This window comes from Lapillicoccus sp., assembly GCF_039935575.1.
Taxonomy (GTDB): Bacteria; Actinomycetota; Actinomycetes; order Actinomycetales; family Dermatophilaceae; genus Lapillicoccus.
Genome location: NZ_JBDTKA010000089.1, coordinates 11,339 through 34,105, shown reverse-complemented (window position 1 = coordinate 34,105; position 22,767 = coordinate 11,339). Strand labels below are relative to the sequence as shown.

The 22,767-nt window shown below is 69.4% G+C and carries 18 protein-coding genes and 2 pseudogenes; 8 read left to right on the top strand and 12 right to left on the bottom strand.

Annotation, left to right across the window (positions count from 1 at the left end; translation table 11 throughout):
- The 4 genes and pseudogenes from ABI385_RS11575 to ABI385_RS11560 form a co-directional block, all read right to left on the bottom strand.
- A pseudogene (locus tag ABI385_RS11575) lies at positions 1 to 398 on the bottom strand (hypothetical protein); the annotation flags it as partial.
- On the bottom strand, positions 395 to 1,444 hold the full coding sequence (locus ABI385_RS11570) for an ABC transporter permease (RefSeq protein ID WP_348103899.1): 1,050 nt from the start codon (positions 1,442 to 1,444) through the stop codon (positions 395 to 397). The pseudogene ABI385_RS11575 and the gene ABI385_RS11570, both read right to left, overlap by 4 nt.
- Positions 1,441 to 3,039 carry a sugar ABC transporter ATP-binding protein gene (locus ABI385_RS11565; RefSeq protein WP_348103898.1) on the bottom strand — a complete coding sequence of 533 codons (1,599 nt, stop codon included), beginning with the start codon at positions 3,037 to 3,039 and terminating at the stop codon, positions 1,441 to 1,443. The genes ABI385_RS11570 and ABI385_RS11565 overlap by 4 nt, the downstream gene beginning before the upstream one ends.
- Before the next feature lie 86 nt (positions 3,040 to 3,125).
- Positions 3,126 to 4,313, bottom strand: coding sequence for a substrate-binding domain-containing protein (locus ABI385_RS11560; protein ID WP_348103897.1), 1,188 nt, complete (start codon positions 4,311 to 4,313; stop codon positions 3,126 to 3,128).
- Between the two features lie 359 nt (positions 4,314 to 4,672).
- Here ABI385_RS11560 and araA point away from each other — a divergent pair, with 359 nt between their 5' ends.
- Entirely contained in the window at positions 4,673 to 6,184 is a 1,512-nt protein-coding gene (araA, locus tag ABI385_RS11555) for an L-arabinose isomerase (RefSeq protein WP_348103896.1), read from the top strand.
- Positions 6,145 to 7,134 (top strand): annotated as a pseudogene (locus ABI385_RS18535) (aldose epimerase family protein); the annotation flags it as partial. The gene araA and the pseudogene ABI385_RS18535, both read left to right, overlap by 40 nt.
- Positions 7,135 to 7,262: 128 nt before the next feature.
- Here the strand turns inward: ABI385_RS18535 and ABI385_RS11550 are convergent.
- Both ABI385_RS11550 and ABI385_RS11545 read right to left on the bottom strand, forming a co-directional pair.
- Positions 7,263 to 8,261: a LacI family DNA-binding transcriptional regulator gene (locus tag ABI385_RS11550; RefSeq protein WP_348103895.1), complete on the bottom strand. Its 999-nt coding sequence runs from the start codon at positions 8,259 to 8,261 to the stop codon at positions 7,263 to 7,265.
- Between the two features lie 203 nt (positions 8,262 to 8,464).
- Positions 8,465 to 8,929, bottom strand: a complete 465-nt coding sequence (locus ABI385_RS11545) for a hypothetical protein (protein ID WP_348103894.1) — start codon at positions 8,927 to 8,929, stop codon at positions 8,465 to 8,467.
- A gap of 113 nt (positions 8,930 to 9,042) precedes the next feature.
- On the opposite strand from ABI385_RS11545, the gene ABI385_RS11540 reads away from it, so the two are divergent.
- Positions 9,043 to 9,831 carry a hypothetical protein gene (locus tag ABI385_RS11540; RefSeq protein ID WP_348103893.1) on the top strand — a complete coding sequence of 263 codons (789 nt, stop codon included), beginning with the start codon at positions 9,043 to 9,045 and terminating at the stop codon, positions 9,829 to 9,831.
- Here ABI385_RS11540 and ABI385_RS11535 read toward each other — a convergent pair.
- From ABI385_RS11535 to ABI385_RS11510, 6 genes are all read right to left on the bottom strand, one after another.
- The gene (locus tag ABI385_RS11535) at positions 9,815 to 9,988 is read right to left on the bottom strand and encodes a hypothetical protein (protein WP_348103892.1); all 174 of its coding nucleotides are present in this window, start codon (positions 9,986 to 9,988) and stop codon (positions 9,815 to 9,817) included. The two genes, ABI385_RS11540 and ABI385_RS11535, sit on opposite strands and share 17 nt — an antisense overlap.
- 112 nt (positions 9,989 to 10,100) lie before the next feature.
- Positions 10,101 to 11,363, bottom strand: coding sequence for a DUF6596 domain-containing protein (locus tag ABI385_RS11530; RefSeq protein ID WP_348103891.1), 1,263 nt, complete (start codon positions 11,361 to 11,363; stop codon positions 10,101 to 10,103).
- A gap of 17 nt (positions 11,364 to 11,380) precedes the next feature.
- A complete protein-coding gene (locus tag ABI385_RS11525) occupies positions 11,381 to 11,737 on the bottom strand; it encodes a YciI family protein (RefSeq protein ID WP_348103890.1) in 357 nt (118 codons plus the stop codon).
- A 109-nt stretch (positions 11,738 to 11,846) separates the two neighbouring features.
- Positions 11,847 to 14,273, bottom strand: a complete 2,427-nt coding sequence (ppsA, locus tag ABI385_RS11520) for a phosphoenolpyruvate synthase (RefSeq protein WP_348103889.1) — start codon at positions 14,271 to 14,273, stop codon at positions 11,847 to 11,849.
- Entirely contained in the window at positions 14,270 to 15,163 is an 894-nt protein-coding gene (locus ABI385_RS11515; protein WP_348103888.1) for a pyruvate, water dikinase regulatory protein, read from the bottom strand. Before ABI385_RS11515 ends, ppsA begins: the two co-directional genes overlap by 4 nt.
- A 112-nt stretch (positions 15,164 to 15,275) precedes the next feature.
- On the bottom strand, positions 15,276 to 16,349 hold the full coding sequence (locus ABI385_RS11510; RefSeq protein ID WP_348103887.1) for an acyl-CoA desaturase: 1,074 nt from the start codon (positions 16,347 to 16,349) through the stop codon (positions 15,276 to 15,278).
- 205 nt (positions 16,350 to 16,554) lie between these two features.
- Here ABI385_RS11510 and ABI385_RS11505 point away from each other — a divergent pair, with 205 nt between their 5' ends.
- From ABI385_RS11505 to ABI385_RS11485, 5 genes are all read left to right on the top strand, one after another.
- Positions 16,555 to 17,289, top strand: coding sequence for a GAF and ANTAR domain-containing protein (locus ABI385_RS11505; RefSeq protein ID WP_348103886.1), 735 nt, complete (start codon positions 16,555 to 16,557; stop codon positions 17,287 to 17,289).
- A 40-nt stretch (positions 17,290 to 17,329) separates the two neighbouring features.
- Positions 17,330 to 17,953 (top strand): GAF and ANTAR domain-containing protein, encoded by a 624-nt coding sequence (locus tag ABI385_RS11500; protein ID WP_348103885.1) that lies wholly within the window; start codon positions 17,330 to 17,332, stop codon positions 17,951 to 17,953.
- A 130-nt stretch (positions 17,954 to 18,083) separates the two neighbouring features.
- A complete protein-coding gene (locus tag ABI385_RS11495; protein WP_348103884.1) occupies positions 18,084 to 19,109 on the top strand; it encodes a 3-oxoacyl-ACP synthase III in 1,026 nt (341 codons plus the stop codon).
- Positions 19,106 to 21,781 carry an alpha/beta fold hydrolase gene (locus ABI385_RS11490; RefSeq protein WP_348103883.1) on the top strand — a complete coding sequence of 892 codons (2,676 nt, stop codon included), beginning with the start codon at positions 19,106 to 19,108 and terminating at the stop codon, positions 21,779 to 21,781. Before ABI385_RS11495 ends, ABI385_RS11490 begins: the two co-directional genes overlap by 4 nt.
- Complete coding sequence (locus ABI385_RS11485; RefSeq protein ID WP_348103882.1) at positions 21,759 to 22,754, top strand: NAD-dependent epimerase/dehydratase family protein; 996 nt, start codon at positions 21,759 to 21,761, stop codon at positions 22,752 to 22,754. The genes ABI385_RS11490 and ABI385_RS11485 overlap by 23 nt, the downstream gene beginning before the upstream one ends.
- Positions 22,755 to 22,767 lie beyond the last annotated feature (13 nt).

Sequence of the window (22,767 nt, the reverse complement as noted above, 5' to 3'; positions counted from 1 at the left end):
GCCGACGCCGCGATCAAGGCACCGAGAATCGCTGCTACAGAACCGTGTTCGGACAACATCGCGCTGACGATGACGGCGAGCGCATAGGTCGAGCCGACGGACAGGTCGATGCCGCCACTGATGATGACGAAGGTCATCCCGGCGGCAATGATCGCGATGAACGACGCGGCCAGCGCGACGTTGCGGAAGTTGTCGACCGACCCGAAGGTCGGCACCGTGACCACGCCCAGAACGATGACCACCACGAGGGCGACGACCGCGGCGTTGCGCGAGAGCAACGAGGTGACCGCGCGACCCCGGGTGATGGCGGCGGCGCGCCCTCCCTGCTCGGCCGCGACGCCGACGACCTCCGGTGGTTCCGAGACGGCCGCAGAGTCCTCGCGGGACACTCCGCTCACCGTGTCCTCCTGGAGGCGCGCTGACTGTAGACCGCGAGGACAATGATGACGGCCTCGACGATGCGTGCGCCGGAGTCGGGCACGTTGTGCGAGACCAGCGTGGTCTCGAGCAGCTGGATGAAGATTGCCCCCGCGACCGTGCCGACGATGCGGACCTGGCCACCGTTGAGGGCGGTCCCACCGACCACCACGGCGGTGATGGCGCTGAGTTCGATCAACAGCCCGATATACGAGGGGTCGCTGGCTCGCAGACGAGCCGTCGCAATAACGCCGGCGATCGCCGCGAGGGTGCCCGAAAGCGCGTACACAGCAATAAGAGTGCGCCGCACGGGAAGTCCGGCCAGCACGCTGGCGCGTCGGTTGCCACCGATGGCGAGCAGCCGGTACCCGAAGCCCGTCCGCCGCATCACGACAGCGATGATCACGGCGAGCAGCAGGGCGACCCACATGATGTAAGGGATGCCGAACAGCTTCCCGAGGCGCACCGTCTGGAAAAACGGGACGAACAGCTCGATGAGGGCGCCGCCGGTGATGACGAGCGCGATGCCGCGACCGGCGACGAGCAGGCCCAGGGTCGCCACGATCGGCTGGACCTCGGCGACAGCCACCACCAGCCCGTTGAAGACTCCGACGAGCAGGCCCACGAGGATCGCAGCCACGATCGCGACCGCGATCGGCTGCCCGAACCCGTTCCCCCCGACCACGACGAACTTGGCCAGGACAGCGCTGGCGATCGCCATGGTCGCGCCGACGGACAGGTCGACGCCTCCGGTGCCGATGACCAGCGCCATGCCGAGGGACACGATGATCACGGGCGGCAGCTGTGCGAACAGCAGCTGAATGGTGTCGAGGGTGAGGAAGTTGGCGGTCGCGGCCGCGTTGTAGAGCACCAGCAGGATGAGCGCGAAGTAGACGCCCCGCTCACTCAGCCACGCGCCCCAGGAGTCGGAGACCCCCAGGCGCTCCTTCCACCCGCCGCCCTTCTTCGCGGGGGCCGCCGGCCTGGCGCTGTCGGCGTTGGTGTCGGTGTCCGTCGAGGCGCTCAAAACACGTCCTCCGCGACGGCGGTGGCCGTCTGTTCCGCCGCGGCGTCCGCGATCATGTCCATGATGCTGTCCTCGGTGATCTCGTCTCCGAACAGGGACCCGAGCTGGGCGCCGTCGCGCAGGACTACGACAGTGTCCGAACCCTCGACCACCTCCTCGAGCTCCGAGGAGATCAGCACGACAGCCATACCCTTCTCGGCGAGCTCGGCGATCAGGCCCTGGACCTCGGCCTTGGCCCCGACGTCGATGCCGCGCGTCGGCTCGTCGAGCAGGAGCACACGCGGGTTGAGGCAGAGCAGCCGGGCGAGCAGCACCTTCTGCTGGTTCCCGCCCGAGAGCTGGCCGACGCGCTGTCCCGGTCCGTATGCCTTGATGTGCAACCGGTCGATGAAGACCTTGACGATGTCCTCCAGCTTGACCCGGTTGACCAAGCCGCTGCGGGTGAGCTGGGGCAGCGCCGCCAGCCCGATGTTGTCCCTGATCGACAGCTCAGGGATGATCCCCTCCGCCTTGCGGTCCTCCGGCAGGTAGGCGATCCCCTTGCGGATTCGTGACGCCGGCGTCTGCCGGCGCAGCGGCTCGCCGTCTACCTCGATGTCGCCGGAGTCGAGCGGCATCGCCCCGAAGACCGCCTTGGCCGTCTCGCTGCGTCCAGACCCCAGCAGCCCTGCCAGCCCTACCACCTCGCCGGGCCGCACGACGACCGACACGTCGTCGAGGACGAGTCGGCGGCTGAGGTTGGTGGCGCGCAGTACCGGTTCGGCGTCGGTGACTGGAGGGCGGCCTGACAACCGGGTGAGCTTGCCCTCGTCGAGCTCCGCCACGTCACGCCCGAGCATCCGGGAGATGAGCTCGCGCCGGTTCGTGGCGCTTGTCGGGCCGGTCCATACCAGGCGACCGTCCCGCAGCACCGTGATCGTGTCGCACGCCCGGAACACCTCGTCGAGCTTGTGCGACACATAGACCACGGCCACGTCGGCCTCCTTGAGCAGTGTGACCACAGAGAGGAGCCGTTGTACCTCACGCGGCTCCAGCGAGGAGGTGGGCTCGTCCATGATCACGACGCGAGCCTCGGTGGAGACGGCCCGGGCGATAGCCACCATCTGCTGGATCCCCAGGCCCAGCTCACCCAACGGACGCCGCACGTCAGCAAAGATGCCGAGGCGCTCGAGGCCCTCCTGGGCCTCCCGGTTCATCCGCCGCAAGTCCAATGACCCGAACCTCGTTGGCTCACGGCCCAGGAAGAAGTTGCGGGCCACGGACAGCTGCGGCGCCAGGTGGACCTCCTGATAGATCGTCGCGATCCCCGCCTGCTGGGCCGCCCGCGGCGAGCTGAACGTCGTCTCCGCGTCCTGGTAGGTCACCGTGCCGCTGTCGGCCTGGTAGACGCCGGTGATGAGCTTGATCAGCGTGGATTTGCCGGCGCCGTTCTCCCCCACCAGGGCGTGCACGGATCCGGGAGACAGGTCGAGGGACACGTCGTCCAACGCGATGACCCCGGCAAACCTCTTGCCGAGCCCGTCCACCGACAGGACGGGGGGCCGCCCGGCGGTGGAGACTACGTCGCCGACGGTGGTCCCTGGCATCTGCGTCATGGGTATGTAGTTCCTTCGAATGAGCACGTGAGCACGTGAGCACGGACCGGGCCTAGGGACAGACGGTAGGCCCGGCCGGCACGCGGTCAGTAGGCGGCGCCGGAGGAGATTGCCTGGGCCGCGTTGCTCTTGTCGTACTGGTTGTCGGTCGTGATGGTCACCGCGGGAGCGCCATCGCCGTTCACGTAGGCGTCGAGGGCGGCCTGCGCGGACGGGCCGTAGGCGGGGTTTGACTCGATGACGGCGTCGAAGTTGCCGTCGACGATCGCCTGGACGGCGCCCTTCGTGCCGTCGATGGACACGATGTGCACCTTGTCGGTGCCTGACTTCCCCGCGTCGTCGAGTGCGGCGAGGGCGCCGAGACCCATCTCGTCGTTCTCCGCGTAAATTGCGTTGACCTCGGGGTGGGCCCGCAGAAGCGTCTCGGTGACGCTCTTGCCCTTCTCCCGGGTGAAGTCGCCGGTCTGCTGGAAGATCACCTCGAGCCCGGTGGCGTTCTTCGCCTTGAGCTCGTCGAGGAACCCCGCGGTGCGGTCGTCGGTGACGTTGACGCCCGAGGCGCCGAGGAGGATGGCAAGCTTGGCCTGGCCACCAGTCGCCTTGATCATCGCGTCGGCCGCCCGGCGGCCCTGCTGAACGAAGTCCGAACCCAACTGGGGGCCGACGCTCTGGCAGCCGGTGACGCCGGTGATGTTGCGGTCCACGGGGATCATGGCGACCTTCTTCTGCTTCGCGTAGGAGATGGCGTCGCCGAGGCCGGTGGAGTTGATCGGGGAGAAGATGATCGCTTTCGCTCCCTTGTCGATCACGCCCTTGATGTCGCTGTTCTCCTGCTGGACGTTGGACTGCGCGTTGGTGGTGAGCAGCTTCCAACCGTTCTTGGCAGCCGTGTCGACCTGAGACTTCGTCGAGGCGATCCGGAACGGGTTGGCCTCCTTCTCCGACTGGGCCCACCCGATGGTGTCGGTCTTGAAGTCGATCTTGCCGATCCCCAGGTCGGAACCCTTGCAGACCGGCCCGTACTGTGCCTCCACGCCGTTGGGCTTGGCCGTGGTCAGCAGGGTGGTCCCGCCCGCTGCGGTGATGGCAGCCGGGACGCCGTTGGTGTCGCTCCCCAGTGTCTGGGACGCGGAGGACGTGGCCGAGCCCGACGAGGTGGGGGACGGCGACCCGCCCCCGGAGGCTCCGGTGGTCGTTCCGGTGCTGCAGCCGGCGAGCGCAGCCACAGCAGCAGCAGCGGTGAGGTAGACGGTGGTGGTGCGACGAACGCTCATGACAGCGGTTTCCCTTGCCTTGGTGGGTCGACAGCCTCGGCAAAGCGCCGATGCCGGGTGCTCGAACGATCCTGGAGCCCGCTCGGGACGAACTCAGTTAGCGGTAACATGTCCCGTTGAGGTTCAGGTTGTCAAGCGTTTCGACCAAACACGCTGGAAACGTGACCGGCTCGCGTTCACACGGTAACCTTCGCCGCATTCCCTCACCTTGACACCCGCCTGGGATCGCCTATTCGTTCCATGAGGGGTGCGTCATCGGCGCCTCATGTTCGCGATAACACGCCGGGGCCGTGTCCCCATCGACCAGACGGCGCTGCACCCGCACGTCAACGGGCGGGAAGCCCACCGAAAGGACGGCCATGAGTACGACGAACACCCGCAAGCACGAGGTCTGGTTCCTCACGGGGAGCCAGGGCCTCTACGGCCAAGACACGCTGGACCAGGTGGCCGACCAGTCCCGCGAGCTGGCTGGTGTCATCGACGACGACCCCGGCATGCCGGTGGGAGTGGTCTGGAAGCCCGTCCTCACCGACTCGACCGGCATCCGCGCGGTGATGATGGCCGCGAACGCCGACCCGGCGTGCGTCGGAGTCATCGCCTGGATGCACACGTTCTCGCCGGCCAAGATGTGGATCGGCGGACTGGATGCTCTCCGAAAGCCATTGTTGCACCTGCATACCCAGTCGCACCGCTCGATTCCCTGGGCGACGATCGACATGAACTTCATGAACCTCAACCAGGCCGCGCACGGCGACCGGGAGTTCGGCTACGTCCAGACCCGGCTCGGGGTCGCCCGAACCACCGTCGCCGGTCACGTCTCGGAACCCCGCACCGTCGAGCGGGTCGCCGAGTGGGCCCGCGCCGCCCAGGGAGTCGCGGCGATGCGCTCCTTGCGACTGGCCAGGTTCGGCGACAACATGCGCGACGTCGCCGTGACCGAGGGGGACAAGGTCGAGGCGGAGCTGCACTTTGGGGTCTCCGTCAACACTTACGCGGTCAACGACCTCGTGGCCGTGGTCGACGCGGTGGACGAGACGCAGGTCGACGCGCTCGTCGCCGAGTACGACGACACCTTCGACGTCGCACCCGAGCTGCGACCGGACGGCCCCCGTCGCGAGTCGCTGCGTGACGGGGCACGCATCGAGGCGGGATTGCGAATGTTCCTGGTGGACGGGGGTTTCGGGGCGTTCACCACCAACTTTGAGGACCTGGGGGGGCTTCGCCAGCTGCCCGGTCTGGCTGTCCAGCGACTGATGGCCGACGGCTACGGGTTCGGCGGGGAGGGGGACTGGAAGACCTCGATCCTCGTTCACACTTTCAAAGCAGCCGCCGTCGGAAGTCCTGGCGGGACGTCCTTCATGGAGGACTACACCTACCACTTCGGCCCCGGCCCGCAACGCATCCTCGGCTCGCACATGCTCGAGGTCTGCCCGACGATCACCGAGTCGACGCCCACGCTGGAGATCCACCCTCTCGGCATCGGCGGTCGCGAGGATCCAGTCCGGCTCAAGTTCTCGGCGGCATCGGGTCCCGGTGTCGTGGTGGGGATCTGTGATCTCGGAGACCGGTTTCGATTGGTGGGCAACGAGATCAAGGTCGTGCCACCGGACGAGGCCCTGACGGCCCTGCCCGTCGCGAGCGCGGTCTGGGAGCCGGCGCCTGACCTCGCCACATCGGCCGAGTGCTGGCTGACCGCTGGTGGCCCGCACCACACAGTGCTGACCACCGCGTTGTCCGTCTCCGTCGTCGAGCAGATGGCCGACATGACGCGCACCGAGCTCGCGCTCATCGGGCCCGCGACGTCCACGCGCGCGTTCCAGCAGGAGCTGCGGTGGAACAGCGCGTACCACCGCCTCGCAGCAGGGCTGTGACTACGACAGCTACGTCCATCACCACCGTCGAGGAACGGCTCGAGGACGGGCGCAGCGATGCGCACCATGTCCTCGACTCGGGCGACGGCGGCATCGTGCTGACGGTTGCCGAGCTGGGGGCGGCGGTCCGGTCGCTGGCAGTCCTGGACTCGACGGGGCGCACGCACAACGTCGTCCTTGGCTACCGGCATGTGCAGGACGCGCTGCACGGGACGGCATACCTGGGCAGCACCGTAGGCCGGTCTGCGAACCGGCTCGCCGGCGGCACGTTCGGGATCGACGGTGCGTGGTTCGACGTGCCGCGGAACGAGGGGACAGACGCCCTCCACGGTGGACCCGACGGGTTTGACCGATGTCTGTGGCGACCATCGAGTCGAACCCCGTCGAGTCTGACCCTCTCGTTGACCAGCCCGCACGACGACCAGGGGTTTCCCGGACGGCTTGTCGTCGACGTGACCTATGCCGTTATGGGATATCGAGTTTCGATTGCCTATCGGGCGTCCACGGGTGCTCCGACGGTGGTCAACGTCACGAACCACAGCTACTTCAACCTCGACGGCGAGCAGGCGTCCACGATCGACGGTCATCGGCTGCTCGTCGACGCCGACCACGTTCTTCCCGTGACGCCCCATCTCGTGCCGACCGGTGAGCTGCGGAACGTCACCGGGAGTCCTTTTCGACCTACGGGAGCCGACGCTGCTCGGACCCCGCGTGCGTCAGAACGACCCCCAGCTCGTCCTGACGGGGGGATCGACCACTGCCTCGTCCTGCGCGCCGAAGGGATGCGTCGACACGCAGTGCTACGTGCAGCGGAGTCCGGGATCCTCCTGACTATCCTCAGCGCCCAGCCAGGGATCCAGGTGTACTCGGGCAACTTCTTCGATGGGTCGGTGCTGGGCACGAGTGGTCACCGTTACCGGCAAGGGGCGGGGATCGCCCTGAAGACCCAGCACTTCCCGACTCGCCGCATCACCCCGTCTTTCCATCGACGGTGTTGCGCCCCGGTTCGGACTTCGTATCGGAGACGGTCTGGGACTTCACGGTCGAGCCGGCGTCGCCCGCTTCGGTTCAGCCCGACTCAGGACCGCCCAACGGGCGCCGCTGAGCTGTCGCGGACGACGAGGGCCGGAGCGACGTTCTCGACAAGCGCACGGTCGACGGTCTCGCCCGACAGCATGGCCGTCAGCAGCTCCACCCCTCGTCGTCCCATCTCGTCGAAGTCCTGTCGCACGGTCGTCAGCGCGGGTGAGAAGTAGCCCGACTCGGGGATGTCGTCGAAGCCGACCACGCTGACCGGGTGGGGCACCGTCATCCCTCGTTCGAACATTGCGTGCATGAAGCCCAGCGCCATGTGGTCGTTCCCCGCGAAGACAGCCGTCACTCCCTTGGTGTCGTCGAGGATCGTCTGCGCCGCGGCATAGCCCGAGGCGGCCGACCAGTCACCGCGCAGCAGGCGCGGTGCGGCGACGCCCCGGTCGGACAGGGCGTCGCGCCATCCCTCGATGCGCTCGCGGCTCTCGAACCAGTCGTCGGGTCCGGCGATGTGCCAGACGGAGTGATGCCCGAGATCGAGCAGGTGCTCGGCGGCCAGCCTGGCGCCGCTCCACTGGTCGACCCGGACGAGGGGGGCCGCTCCTCGGTGCCCGGCCTCGACGCTCACCAACGGCAGCGAGCCGTCCAGCTCGTCGATGGCGTTGGCGGTGGTGATCTGCGGCGTGACCGTGATGACGCCGTCCACGGCCCGTTCCGCGAGCGAGCTCAGCGCCGCCGTGAGCGACCGCCGGTCGGGGCGGGGCAGCGTGACGATGCTGACGCCGTATCCCCGTTCGCGGGCGGCCCGTTCGATCCCCAACAGCGACGCGCCAGGTCCATAGAGGCTGGTGTCGAACGTGATCACGCCGATGGTCCGTGAGCGGCCGCTGACGAGCCCACGGGCCAGCGAGTTCGGCGTATAATTGAGGCGACGCATGGCCTCCTGCACCCGCACCTTGGTGTCGGGGGCGACGCTGGGGTTGTCGTTGAGCACCCGCGACACCGTCATGACCGATACCTGGGCGAGGCGGGCGACGTCCGTCATCGTCGTCGGTCGTTGACCTGATGGCCCGGCTCTCATCGGTCCCCTAACAGCTGCGCTGATGACGAAGTGTGCTGTGCATAGAACAGCGGAAGTGAGAAGGTCAAACATCAGACAGAATGGCCGACCAGCACTGTCACATAGCTTAATTGAGACGCGTAGGGCTACGGCCTGTGAACGTTAGCAGGCCGCAGCCGTCAAGGGCCTCACCCGGTCGGACCGAAACGCTCCACACGCACCCGCACTGCGTCGACGTCGAGCCACATCAGGGCCCGGCTGGCCGTCTCGGCAAATCCGGCCGACCCGCATACGAAGACGGTCTGTCCGTCCTCGAGCAACGGCGCCAGATCGGCAGCGCCGATCCGGCTCGGGAGGCGACCCGAGCCGGACCGTTCGCGGGTCAGCAGCACCGTTCCGTATGCCTCGAGCTCGTCACGGAAGGGCAGCTCGGCGACGGTGCGCGCCGAGACGACGAGGCGAAGCAGGTCGATACGACCGAGGTCGATGGCCTGCCGGAGCATCGCGACCAGCGGAACCACCCCGGACCCACCGGCCATCCCGAGGGCCGGACCATCGCCCCGCCACACGAACCAGCCCCCGATCGGGCCGCGCACCTCGAACGTGTTACCCGGTCGGGCCACCTCGGTGAGCACCGGGTCCACAACCCTCACGGCGCTCGCGATGTTCGGCGGCCCGCTCGTCAACCTCCTCGGGTCGGCGACGATCCTCGGCGCCTCGGACTCGATGGGAGCGCGGCAAGCCACCCTCGTGATACCCGCGGCATATGCCGCCGCCTGCCTGTTTCAGCGGTCCCTGGGCTGCCGTGGGGTGCTCGGTTCGCGATGCGGTGCCGTTCCTCGCCGGGTCGGCCACGAGCGGTTCGACGATGCGGCTGCTGCACGACATCGTCCCGACCGACGGCTTCGTGCTCGGCCGGGCCACCCTGAACTTCGTGCTCGGCCGGGCCACCCTTAACCTTGCCGTCGGCGTCATGCAGGTGGCCGGATACGGGCTCGGCGGCATGTTGCTGGTGTGGTTCTCCCCGTCAGCGCTGTTCCTCATCGCCTCCGCCGCCGCCGCGCTCACCGTCGTGATCATCAGGTTCGGCATCTGTGAGCGACCAGGGAACCAGTCGACCGACAACCTGGTGCGGCGCACGCATACCGTCAACAGGACCCTGCTGGGGTCGCCGGTCACCCGGCCGCTGTACCTCGCCATATGGGTGCCGAACGGGCTCATCGTTGGGTGCGAAGCCCTCTTCGTGCCGTTCGGTGGGCAGACCAGCTCGGGGCTGCTCTTCGCCGCTGCGGCGGCGGGGATGCTGCTCGGCGACGTCCTGATGGGCCGGGTGGTCCCGCCAGAGCATCGGGACCGGCTCATCGAGCCGCTGCGGCTGCTGCTGGCCGTGCCCTACCTCGCGTTCCTCTTCTCGCCTGGATTCCCGTTGCCATGGCGCTCGCCTTCGTTGCGTCCGTGGGGTACTCGGCCTCGCTGCCCCTGCAGGAGCGTCTCGTCGGCGGCACCGACGCGTCGGTGCGGGGGCAGGTGTTCGGCCTCTACTCGACAGGACTGATGGCCGGCCAGGCAGTGGGCGCCGCCATCACCGGCCTCGTCGCGATCTGGCTGACTCCGGCCCATACGATGTCCGCCTTGGCCGTCGCGTCGGTCGCCGTGAGCTCCCCACCGCGCCGACCGAACTCACGTTCTGCCTGCTTTTCGGGCTGACGCACCGCCTAGAACCGGGAACGACGTGAGTTCGGTCGGAGAAGGCGTGAGTTCGGTCGGAGAAGGCGCCAGCGAGTCCCACCACAGTCCGCCCGGAATTTCCGACAGGCGCAGGAGTCAGGCGTCGGCCACCCCGCCCCGCACCTCGGCGAGGCGGCCGACCAGGAAGGCCCGCTCGACGTCGTTGTCGGTGAGCGCAACCGCCTCCTCGTATGCCTGCACGGCCTCCGAGCGCCGGCCGAGACGGCGCAGCAGGTCGGCCCGGGCCGCGCTGAGATAGCCGTAGGCCACCAGCGCCGGCTCGCGCTGCAACGGCTGCATCGCGTCCAGACCAGCCTGGGGGCCGTCACGGAAACCTAGTGCGGCGGCCCTGTTCAGCTCGACGACCGGCGATGGCCACAGGGCCCGCAGGACGTCGTAGAGAGCGACGATCTCGGCCCAGTCGGTGTCCACCCAGGTCGCCGCTTCGGCATGGACGGCGGCGATCGCGGCCTGGACGGTGAACCGGTCCGGGGCCGAACGCCTACCGGTCCCGGTCAGGAGCGCGACCCCTTCGTCGACCATCGCCCGGTCCCAGCGCGTGCGGTCCTGGTCCGGCAGGAGCACCAGCGTTCCGTCCTGACCCACCCGAGTCGCCCGGCGAGCGTCGACGAGCAGCATCAGGGCGAGCAGTCCCGTGACGCGGTCGTCGTCAGGGAGCAGACCGTGGAGCAGCCGTCCGAGGTCGAGGGCCCGGCCGACCAGCGCTGTCCTGGTCAGGTTCTCACCGAAGGGCGCGGTGTGTCCGGTCGTGAACACCAGGTGGACGACGTCGAGCACCGCCTCCACCCGCTCGCCGAGGTCCGCAGGTTCGGGCACCCGGAACGGGACCCTCGCCGCCACGATCTTCTTCTTGGCTCTGGTGATTCGGGCTGCCATAGTGGCCGGCTGGACGAGAAAGGCATGCGCCACCTCGTCGGTCGTCAGACCGCAGACCAGCCGCAGGGTCAAGGCGACCTGGGCGTCGCCGGACAGCGCCGGGTGACAGCAGACGAAGACCAGCCGTAGCCGGTCGTCGTCGATCGCACCGTGCTCGACCAGGCCGAGATGGTGCTCCGGCCCTGGCTCGTGCTCGTCGGTGACGAGCCTGGGAAGGGTGCGACGCCAGGCCGACTGACGACGCAGGACGTCACGCGCCCGGTTCGCCGCCACGGTCGTCAGCCAGGCGCCCGGCCGGTCCGGGATGCCGTCGCGCGGCCAGACCGTGAGGGCCGTGGCATAAGCGTCCTGGGCGCATTCCTCAGCGAGGTCGAGGTCGCGTGTGACCCGCACGGTCGCGCCGAGCACCCGTGCCCACTCGCGGCGGTGCGCCTGTGCAACCACATCGGCGACCTCGGCCATCGCGGCGCCCTGGGGGCTCAGCGCCGCCCCACGAGCGGGCGGATCTCGACGGCGGCGTGGCCTTCGCGCGTCTCGGGGAGCAGGCGGGCGAGGGTGATCGCGGCGTCGAGGTCGGGGGCCTCGATCTCGTAGTACCCCCCCAATGCCTCCTTGGTCTCCAGGAAAGGCCCGTCCGTCGGTGTGGTCCGCCCCGACGTCACCCCGCGCAACGTGGTGGCCGTCGAGGCTGCCTCCAGCTCCCCGCCGCCGAGCAACCCCTCGCCGGCGGCCGCGCGAAACGCCCGGTGCCCGTCCCCGAGTGCCTGTTCCTGCTCCGCCGTCCTGGCGTCCCACTGCGCCTCGTCTCCGTAGATGAGAATCAGGTACTTCGCCATGCTCGGCCACCTCCAGTCAAGTCGTCTGATGTCACTCCGCCAGGAGTCCCGGCTACTCCTACGACGAACGATCCGGTGCCGGATCGACGTCTCGACCGGAGGCGATGCCTCAGTCAGCCGAGGACGCCGTCGCGAGGCGTTGCCAGGTGTCCACGACGGTGTCGGGGTTGAGGGACATCGTGTCGATGCCGCGTTGCATGAGCCACTCGGCGAGGTCGGGATGGTCGGAGGGGCCTTGCCCGCAGATGCCGATGTACTTGCCGGCCTTCTTGCAGGCGTCGATCGCAGCGCCGAGCATGAACAGGACGGCGGGGTCGCGTTCGTCGAACGCGGCGGCGACCAGGGCGGAGTCACGGTCCAGCCCGAGGGTCAGCTGGGTCATGTCGTTGGAGCCGATCGAGAACCCGTCGAAATGCTCGAGGAACTGCTCGGCGATCACGGCGTTGGACGGCAGCTCGCACATCATCACGACCTGCAGGCCGTTCTCACCGCGGCGTAGGCCGTGTTCGGCGAGCAGGTCAATGACGCCCTTGGCCTCGGCGACCGTCCGCACGAACGGGATCATGATCTTGACGTTGGTCAGCCCCATCACGTCACGCACGTGCAGCAGCGCTTCGGCCTCCATCGCGAAGCAGTCGCGGAACTCCTCCGAGAGATATCTCGAGGCGCCCCGGTAGCCGAGCATCGGGTTCTCCTCGTGCGGCTCGTACCGTTCTCCCCCAACGAGGTTCGCATACTCGTTGGACTTGAAGTCGGACATCCGCACGATGACCGGTTTCGGCGCGAACGCCGCCGCGATCATCGACACGCCTTCGGCGACGCGCTGGACGAAGAACTCCCGCGGACCCGGGTATGCCTCGATCGCCTTGGCGACCTGGTCGTGCAGCTCGGGTGCCGCGGAGGCGAGCGAGTCCATCTCGAGCAGCGCCTTGGGGTGGATCCCGATCTGTCGGTTGATGATGAACTCGAGCCGGGCCAGACCGACCCCCTGGTTCGGCAGCCGGGAGAACGCGAACGCCTGGTCCGGTGTGCCGACGTTCATCATGATCCCCACCTCCAGCGGCGGCATCGAGGCCAGGTCGGTCTCCTCGACCGTGATGTCCAGCAGCCCGCCGTAGACAAACCCGGTGTCACCCTCGGCGCACGACACCGTTACCTCCCGACCGTCCGCGAGAACCGAGGTCGCCGAACCGGTCCCGACCACGGCCGGGATGCCCAGCTCGCGGGCGATGATCGCGGCGTGACAGGTGCGGCCACCGCGGTTGGTCACGATTGCGGAGGCTCGCTTCATGATCGGCTCCCAGTCCGGGTCGGTCATGTCGGCGACCAGCACCTCGCCGGCGACGAACTCGCGCATCTGCTGCGCCGACGCCAGCATCCGCACCGGACCCGCGCCCGCCCGCTGACCGATCGCCCGCCCCTCGACCACGACGGCCGCTGTGCCGGTGGCCGGCTGGGACACCCGGTAGCGCTGCACCGTTGCGGCCGAGCGCCGAGACTGCACCGTCTCAGGGCGCGCCTGCAGGATGTAGAGGAGCCCGTCCTGCCCGTCCTTTCCCCACTCGATGTCCATCGGCCGGCCGTAGTGCTCCTCGATCGTCAGCGCGATCCTGGCCAGCTCCTCGACCTCGGCGTCCGACAACGAGAACACCCCCCGCTGGGACTCCTCGACATCGACGAACTCCGTCGTCTTCCCCACCGCCGGGTCGTCGGTGAAGATCATCTTCGTGGCCTTGCCACCGACGCCACGTTTGAGAATCGCCGGCCGGGCCGCCCGCAACGCCGGCTTGTAGACGTAGAACTCATCCGGGTTCACTGCACCCTGCACGACTGCCTCGCCCAGGCCGTAGGACGAGGTGATGAACACCGCGTCGGTGAAACCCGACTCGGTATCCATCGTGAACATCACCCCCGAGGCGCCGGTGTCCGAGCGCACCATCCGCTGCACCCCCGCCGACAGCGCCACCGCCTCGTGGTCGAAACCGTGGTGCACTCGGTAGGCGATCGCCCGGTCGTTGTAGAGCGAGGCGAAGACCTCCTTCACCGCACGCAGCACCTGCTCGATCCCGCGGATATTGAGGAAGGTCTCCTGCTGCCCCGCGAACGACGCGTCCGGAAGGTCCTCCGCCGTGGCGCTCGATCGCACCGCGAAAGAAGCCTGCGGGTTGGCCGCCGTCAGCTCGTCGTAAGCCGACCGGATCTCCGACTCCAAGCGGTCCGGCAAGGGCTGCTCCACGATCGCCGCACGGACCTGCCCACCCACCCGCGCCAACGCGTCCACGTCATCGGTGTCCAGGCCCGACATCAACGCGGTGACCCGCTCGTCCAGACCCGCGTGCCGTATGAACGCCCGGTAGGCACTCGCCGTCGTCGCGAACCCGTCCGGCACGCGCACCCCCGCCGACGCGAGGTTGCCGATCATCTCCCCCAACGACGAGTTCTTCCCACCCACCTCCTCGAGGTCGGCCATCCCCAGCGCCGAGAACCACCGCACGTTCTGCGTCGTGCCGGCCGTCGCGTCCGTAGTGCTGGTCATGAGGAGTTTCCTTTGCTGGTTCGTGCGCTGAGGGTCTGGACGATGAGGGTGGACATCTCCTCGACCGACTTCGTCGTCGAGTTGATCACCGGGACACGGTTGGCGGCGTACATCGCCTGGGCCTGCCGCAGCTCGTAGGTGCACTGCTCCAACGAGGCATACCGCGAGTTCGGACGGCGTTGCTGGCGCACCTCGGACAACCGGCCCGGGGTGGCGAGCATCCCGACGCAACGGTCCCGCAGATGCCGGATCGGCCTCGGGAGGTCGGTGCGGTCGAGGTCCTCCTCGACGAGGGGGTAGTTGGCCACGAACAGCCCGTGCTGCAGCGCGAGGTACATCGTGGTGGGTGTCTTGCCGCATCGCGACGGGGCGATGAGGATGACGTCGGCGCGGTCCAACGCCCGCAGGCTCTGACCGTCGTCATGTTCGATGGAGTACTCGATGGCGGCCATCCGCGAGTTGTAGCGCTGGATGTCCCCGACGCCGTGCAGCTGAGCGGCGATCCGCGCGGCCGGCTCGTGGAAGATCTCCTCGACCCGACGCATGTGCAGGTCGAAGAAGTCGATCGTCGGGCAACGGGTCGTCGCGAGAATAGAGCGGATCTCGTCTGTCGCCGCGGTGGTGAAGGCGATCGCCGTGTCGGGGCCGTCGGCTACCGCGTCCAGCGTCGCCACAACCTTGCGCGCCATCTCCGGCGTCGTGATGAACGGGATGAGGCGCCGCTCGAACCGCAGCTGGGGGAACTGGATGAGCAGAGCGTTGCCCATCGTCTCGGCGCTGATCCCGGTGCTGTCCGAGAGGAAGAACACCCGCACCACGGGGATCTCCTGGGGTACTGGGGGCACCGGGGGTGAGGACGGGTCACTCACCGGCGCAGCACCTGTGCTCACGGGTTCACCGTAGGCCGGACGGGGACCTTCTGCCTACGCTCACGACTGACGCTCAGCACGCGCGTCACGGTACCGCTCACCGGGGGCCGGAAGACGGATCGTGACGGTGGTCTCAACCGCGGTGCGCGGCGACGAACGGGCAGTCGAACGGGTCGCGAGCGCCGAGGCCGACCTCGTTGAGGTAGCGGATCACGATGCCGTAGGAAGCGGCCAGCGAGGTCTCGGCGTAGGAGATGCCGTGCTCCCTGCAGAACTCGCGCACGACCGGCCGGGCCCGGCGCAGGTTGTCGCGCGGCATGCTCGGGAAGAGGTGGTGCTCGATCTGGTAGTTGAGCCCACCCATCGCGGCGTCGACGAACCAGCCGCCGCGGATGTTGCGCGACATCAGCACTTGGCGCTGCATGAAGTCCAGACGAAGCTCCTTGGGCACCACCGGCATTCCCTTGTGGTTGGGCGCGAAGGCGGCACCCAGGAACAGCCCGAAGACGGCCAGCTGAAGCCCGAGGAACGCGGCGGCGCGACCCGGCGACATGACCAACAACAAGATCAGCCCGTAGGCGACGAAGCGGCCCACGATCAGGCTCGCCTCGAGCCGCCGGAAGGGAAGGTCGCGGCGCGCGGCGAGGGTGCGCAGACCCGCAACGTGCAGGCTGAGCCCCTCGAGCAGCAGCATCGGGAAGAACAGATAGCCCTGCCGCGTGGTGATCGGCGACAGCCAACCCGGCCGGGCGGCGGCGTCCTGCGGGGTGAACGCGAGGCCGCCCGGGGCGATGTCGGGATCGCGCTCTACCTGGTTGGGGCTGCGGTGGTGCCGGTTGTGCTTGTGCAGCCACCACCCATAGCTGAGGCCGATCCCGATCGTGGACAGCAGCCGCGAGGACCACTCGTTCGCGCGGGCGCTGTCGAAGACCTGCCGGTGAGCCGCGTCGTGCGCGAGGAACCCGAACTGGCTGACGACCACTCCGATGACGGTCGCGGGCAGCAGCTGCCACCAAGAGTCGCCGATGAGGACGACGGCGACCGCCGTCGCGACGCAGACGCCCAGGAGGACTCCGGACCGCAGCCCGTATGCCGCGAGCCGCCGCTTCATCAGCCCGAGACCCCGAACCTGCGTGGAGAGCTCGGCAAACTCGCTGGGGAGACGGCCGGTCGACGACGTCGGTCGTCGCTGCGCCGAAGTCGACATAGGAAGTTTTTCCTCGCTGCTGGACAGACGATGCGCAGTGCCGGGTCCGGGGCAATGAGCAGAACCCCTGAATGACACCACGCGGACACGTCGTGGGCAACTTCCACAGAAGCGGAGGCCTGCTCCGAGCCGCAGCGTGTGTTCGAGACCGGCGCGGCGGTGACGCGCGCGGGTAGCGTGAGGTCATGCACGGGATCGACTCGAGGTGAGCCGCGCTGCGACGTCAGCTGTGGACGTCCGCAGCTTGGTGGCAGCCGAGGAGACGCTCGACGGCGACCCGGAGGGGATGGCGGGCCAGATGAGCCGGCTCTGTCGAGCCGCCCTCGAGGCGCTGGGTGTCTCGGGGGTGGGGGTGGTCGTCACGTCCGACGAGGGGCCGACGACCTCGGTGGCTTCCACCGACGTCGTCACCCGCCAGGTAGCCGAGCTGCAGTTCACCCTGGGCGAAGGCCCCACGTGGGATGCCCACCTGACCCGTCGCCCGTCCCTGGCCCCGGACCTGCGCGACGGGACGGCGCGTCGATGGCCGGCCCTCGTGCCGGCCGTGCGTGGTCTCGGTGTCGGCGCCTTGTTCGCCTTTCCCCTCCAGGTCGGTCAGGCTCGGGTCGGCTGCCTCGACTTGTGCAGCAACCGTCCCGGGACCCTGTCGCGGGTCGGGACGGCGCTCGCCCTGGACTTCGCGGACCTCGCGACGGTCTGGCTCCTGGACGGTCAGCAACGGGCGAGCCGGGGTGTCGCCCCAGACGGGTTCGACGGTGCCCTGCACCACCGGGCCCGGCTGCACCAGGCGCAGGGCATGGTCATGGTCCAGCTCGACGTGGACCTCGGCGAGGCCATGTCGCGGATCCGGGCTCATGCTTACGCGACCGAGCATTCGCTCGACGCCGTCGCGGGGGACATCGTCACCCGTAGACTTCGACTGGCGGAGGACGTCCGTTGAGGCGGCTGGCAGCGTTGCCACGTTCGAGATGGAGGCCGAGATGACCGCGGTCGTGTCGAAGCAGCTGGCCCGCGTGTTCGTGGAGGTGGCCGACACCCTCGTCGACGACTTCGACCTGGTCGAGTTCTTGCAGATGACCGAGCTGCTGGAGCTCTTCCAGGTGCAGGCGCAGGAGGGGCCCTGCCAGGACTGTTACCGCGGCGGCGTGCCAGTAGTCAACGCCGACCTGCGCGACGCCACCGACCGGTGGCCCCAGTTCGCGCCCAGAGCCGTGGCCGGCGGTTTTCGGTCGGTGCACGCCTTCCCCCTTCGGCTGCGCGGCGACGTCATCGGTGCACTCAACCTGTTCTCGACTGCCCCCGGCCGGATGGACGCTCTCGATCTCGCGGTGATCCAGGCCTTGGCCGACGTCGCGACGATCGGACTGCTGCAGGAGCGCACCATCCGGCGCAGCGAGGTGCTGAGCGAGCAGCTGCAGGTCGCCCTCAACAGCCGTGTCGTCATCGAGCAGGCCAAGGGCGTCGTGGCCCAGCTCTACGACCGTTCCGTGGACGAGGCGTTCGAGCTGTTGCGCACCTACAGCCGGCGTCACCGGCTGCGGCTGGGCGAGGTGGCTCGTCAGGCCGTGACGGCCCCGAAGGACCTGCCGGACCTCACGACGTGACGGGAACGGGGCGTCATCAGACCGGGTCCGGGCGGTTTCCGCCAGGTGTGGACGACGCAGGCGTGATCAGTTGGCAGAATATGGAGTCGGCCCTCACCCACAGGGTCGCCATCAAGGCTGGAGCTGGTTCATGAGCGGCAACGCGATCCACCGATTCACCGACACCGCGATCCTCGGTGTGTGCGCTATTGATGCTCCCGAGGTGGTGACCTCGGAGGACTTCGACGCCCGTCTCGCGGACACCTATGAACGCGTCGGCCTCCGGCCGGGGATGTTGCGCAGCCTGGTCGGCATCAAGGAACGCCGTTGGTGGCCGGAGGGCTACACGTTCGTCGACGGCGCCGTCGCAGCCGGGGCCAAGGTGCTCGGCGAGTGCGGCGTCGACCCGGCCCATATTGGGCTCATGGTGAACACCTCGGTCAGCCGGCGCTTCCTCGAGCCGTCGACCGCGGTCGAGGTCCACCACGGCCTCGACCTGCCCTCGTCGTGCCAGAACTTCGACGTCACCAACGCCTGTCTCGGCTTCGTCAACGGCATGGAGCTGGCCGCGACCATGATCGACGCCGGCGTCATCGACTACGCGATGGTCGTCGACGGCGAGGATTGCCGGGTCGTGCAGGAGAACACCATCGCCCGGCTCTCCCAGCCCGGGATCACCGCCGACGACGTGATGTCGCAGTTCGCCGCTCTCACACTGGGATCGGGCTCGGTCGCCATGATCCTCGGCCGCGCCCAGCAACATCTCGAGGGTCACCGCATGGTGGTCTCGGCGAGCCGCGCCGGCACCGAGCACCACGAGCTCTGCATCGGCGACAACGACGTGATGTACACCGACCTGCGTGGCTTGCTCGACGCCGGCCTCGGCTTGTCGGGAGACCTCTGGGCCGAGTCCGCCGACGAGCTGGGCTGGAACGACGGCATCAGCCGCTACGTCATCCACCAGATCTCCCAGGTGCACATGAACGCCATCACCACGCGTCTCGGCATCGACAAGGCGCGGGTGCCCCTGACCTTCCCCACGCGCGGCAACATCGGGCCCGCGTCCGTGCCGGTCACCCTGGCCTGTGAGGCGGACCACCTCGAGGACGGCGACCGCGTGCTGCTGATGGGTATCGGTTCGGGCCTCAACGTCTCGGTCCTCGAGATCGAGTGGTGACGGCGCACGTCGTCACGCCACCCGAGCTCTCCCACCTCACGGACCTTCCCGGCCTGGACCCGGCGTGGTCCCGGTGGGTCGACGTCACGGACACGCGGGGGGCGACCCATCGGTGGCACGTCCTCGACACGCATACCGGCGTCGCGCAGGAGCAGGCCCAGCCGGCCCCGCCAGTGGGAACCCTGCTCTGCGTCCACGGCAACCCGACCTGGTCCTACCTGTGGCGAGGTCTGCTGGCCGCTCCTCCAGCGGGTTGGCGGGTCGTGGCGCCGGACCAGCTGGGAATGGGGTTCTCGGACCGGCCCGCGGCGCCGCGTTCCCTCGCGCAGCGCGTCGACGACCTGGGCGACCTCACCGACGCTCTGGGCCTCACCGGCAGCAACCAGTCCGTCGTCACCGTGGGGCACGACTGGGGTGGGTCGATTTCGCTCGGCTGGGCGCTGGCCCACCGCGCCCAGCTGCGGGGTGTGGTGCTCGGCAACACGGCGGTGGCCCTGGGAGAACGGGACAGCGGTCCCCCGCTGATCCGGTTGGCGCACCACCCCCTCCTGCGTGAGCTCGTCTGCACCCGTACCCCTGCCTTCGTGCGGGCGACCACCGCGCTGTCCCGGCCAGCCCTGCCCAAGGCGGTCCGGGACGCGTTCGCCTTGCCCTACGCGACGGCTGGACAACGCGGCGCCGTCGGAGACTTCGTCGCCGACATCCCCTTCTCCGCCGACGACGAGTCCGCTGCCCCGCTGGCCGGGATCGCCGAAGGGCTGCGCTCCCTGGATGTGCCCGCGCTGCTCTTCTGGGGACCGCGCGACCCCGTCTTCGGTGAGCGCTATCTCGCCGACCTGCGCGACCGGCTCCCCCGCGCGAACCTGCACCGCTACGAAGGCGCGTCGCACCTGGTGACCGAGGACGCCGCGCAGTACGCCGGGGCGGTCGCCCAGTGGGTGACCGACCTCGCGGCCGGCCAGGACTCCCCCTCGCCCGCGGCCGACGCGCCGAACGGCGCCGCAGCGCCAACGGCGAACGACGGGACACGGGCGTATGAGCCGCTCTGGTCTCGCCTCGTGGCCCGCTCGCAGGACTGGTCACCGGCGTACGTCGAGACCGGTGGCACGAGCTACTCGTGGGCCTGGCTGTCGCAGCGGGTCGACGACCTGGCGGCCGGCCTGGTCGCGGCGGGACTGCGTCCCGGGCACCGGGTCGCGATGCTTGTCCCGCCGTCGGTGGCGCTGACCGCCGCCGTCTACGCCGTCTGGCGGGCGGGCGGCGTCATCGTGGTCGCCGACCGCGGCCTGGGTCTGTCCGGTATGCGTCGCGCCCTGCGCAGTGCCTCTGTGGACCACGTCATCGGCGACGACGCGGCCCTGGTCGCGGCGGGCGCCATGGGACTTCCCGGTTCACGGATCGCTACGAACCGACCCCGTCCGGGTGTGGGCGGCCTGGCCGGCGTCGACCATCTCGTGGACGACCTCGTGGACTCCGGCGGCGCTTTGCCTGCGCCCCCGGAACCCCATCTCGACGACGAGTGCGCCGTGGTCTTCACCTCGGGGGCCACCGGCCCGGCGAAGGGAGTCGTCTACCGGCACCGCCAGGTCGCCGCGCAGATAGCTCTGTTGCGGCAGGCCTACGCCATCACCGACGACGACCGACTGGTCGCCGCCTTCGCCCCGTTCTCGCTGCTCGGGCCAGCACTCGGCATCGCGACCTGCATCCCCGACATCGACGTGACCGCGCCGGAGACCCTCACCGCGCCGCTGCTCGCCGACGCGGCGCTGCAGGTCGGCGCCTCGCTCGTGTTCGCCGCCCCGGCGGCCCTTCGACGGGTGGCCGAGACGGCAGACGAGGCGAGCCCGGCCCAGCGCGCCGCCCTCGGCCGGGTGCAGACCCTCGTGTCGGCCGGAGCGCCGGTGCCTTCTGCGCTGCTTCACGCCGTGCGGCGCGCCCTGCCGGCGGCCTCGGCGCACACCCCCTACGGCATGACCGAGGCCCTGCCCCTCACCGACATCGACCTGGCCGGCATCGACGCCGCCGGACCGGGCAACGGGGTATGCGTCGGACGGCCCCTTTCCGGCGTGGACCTGGCGCTCGCACCGTTGTCGACCTCCACCGGGCTCCCCCTCACGAACCTGCCACCGCTCACCACCGCAGCCGGCCTGACCGGCGAGATCTGCGTGCGCGCCGCGCACGTGAAGGAGCGCTACGACGCCCTCTGGGCGACCCAGCGGGCGAGCGCGGCATACCCCGGCTGGCATCGGACCTCAGACGTCGGCCACCTCGACACCGAGGGCCGGCTGTGGGTCGAGGGCCGGCTGGCGCACGTGGTGCACACCGCCTCCGGGCCGGTCACCCCGGTGGGCGTCGAGCAGCGCGTCGAGGCGGTCGACGGCGTCGCCGCGGCGGCCGTCGTGGGCGTGGGGCCGCCCGGTGCGCAGGTGGTCGTGGTGGTCGTGGTGGTCGTGGTGCCCGGGGCGACGCAGGGGCCCCCGGCCGGCGGACCAGCGGCCCGCAAGCCCCTCGCCGACCGGCCGCTGACCGCAGCCATCCGAGCGGTCGCCGGGGTGGACGTGGCGGCGGTGCTCGTCAAGAAGGCGCTGCCGCTGGACATCAGGCACCAGTCCAAGATCGATCGAAAGGCGTTGGGCAAGTGGGCGACCCGTGTCCTTCGCGGCAGCGCGTGACGGCACTCCGATGAAGGTCCTCGTCACGGGGTCCACCAGCCTGCTCGGGCGCACCACGGCGCTCGCTCTGATCTCCCGGGGCGACGAGGTGACCGTCCTGCAGCGCCACCCTTCCGGCCTGGACTGCCGGGAGGTGCTCGGAGACATCGGTGAGGCCTCCGTCGTCCGTGCGGCGGCCATCGGTCAGGACGCCGTCCTGCACCTGGCCGCCAAGGTCGACGTGACCGGGCCCTACGCCGAGTACGCGCGTGTCAACGTCGGCGGCACCCGCAACGTCCTGGCCGCCTGCAAGGGCAGCAAGACCCCTCGCCTCGTCCACGTCTCCACTCCATCGGTGGCCCACCACGGCCGAGCCCTGGTCGCCGCCGGCGCGGGCCCGGCCGACCCCGCTCGGGCGCGCGGGCCCTACGCCAGGTCCAAGGCCGTCGCCGAGCTCGAGGCGCTCGCGGCCGACCGAGCTGACCTGGCCGTGCTCGTCATCCGGCCGCACCTCGTCTGGGGACCGGGCGACACCCAGCTGGTGGAACGGGTCGTGGCCCGAGCGCGGGCCGGCCGCCTCCCGGTCATCGGCAGTGGCGCCGGCCTCATCGACACGACCTACCTCGACAACGGCGCCGACGCACTGGTCGCGGCCCTCGATGCCTGCGGACCCGCCCACGGAGAGGCGCTCGTGGTCAGCAACGGTGAGCCTCGCCCCGTCCGCGAGGTCATCGACGGGATATGCGCAGCCGCGGGCGTAGCGCTGCCCCGGGTGCACGTACCGTTCCCGGTGGCGTGGGCTGCAGGCGCGGCCTGCGAGGGGGTCTGGCGGGCCAGCGGACGGCGGGACACGCCACCGCTGACGCGGTTCCTGGCCGAACAGCTCGCAACGGCGCACTGGTTCGACCAGCGACGCACGCGGGAGCTCCTGCGCTGGTCACCCGCTGTCTCACTCGACGAGGGTTTCGCCAGGTTGGCGGCCGCCTACGCCTGAGCCGGGTGGTTCC